The 488-nt window shown below is 62.9% G+C and carries 1 protein-coding gene; it reads left to right on the top strand.

From position 1 onward, the window contains the following. Positions 1–488, top strand: a 488-nt coding sequence (locus MWU54_RS18635; RefSeq protein WP_247086761.1) for a formate--tetrahydrofolate ligase, incomplete at both ends; no start/stop codon positions are given.

The following is a 488-nucleotide window of genomic DNA, read 5'->3' as shown; positions in this document are numbered from 1 at the left end:
ATCAAGGCGCAGGGCGCGATGACGGTTCTGCTCAAGGACGCGATGCAGCCGAACCTGGTGCAGACGCTGGAAAACAACCCGGCCTTCGTGCATGGTGGCCCGTTCGCCAATATCGCGCATGGCTGTAACTCGGTGATTGCGACGACAACGGCGCTCAAGCTGGCGGATTACGTGGTGACCGAGGCGGGCTTCGGGGCCGATCTGGGGGCCGAAAAGTTCATGAACATCAAGTGCCGCAAGGCCGGCATCGCGCCCTCGGTCGTGGTCTGCGTGGCCACGGTGCGGGCGATGAAGATGAACGGCGGTGTCGCCAAGGCCGATCTTGGGGCCGAGAACGTGGACGCGGTCAAGAAGGGCTGCCCGAACCTGGGGCGTCACATCGAGAACCTCAAGTCCTTCGGCGTGCCGGTGGTTGTGGCGATCAACCACTTTGTCACCGACACCGATGCCGAAGTGGAGGCGATCAAGTCCTACGTGGCCGAACATGG

Origin of the sequence: Marivita sp. S6314 (assembly GCF_023015985.1) — a bacterium.
Taxonomy (GTDB): domain Bacteria; phylum Pseudomonadota; class Alphaproteobacteria; order Rhodobacterales; family Rhodobacteraceae; genus Marivita.
The sequence above is the reverse complement of the archived record's forward strand: the minus strand, read 5'-3'. Positions and strand labels throughout refer to the sequence as shown.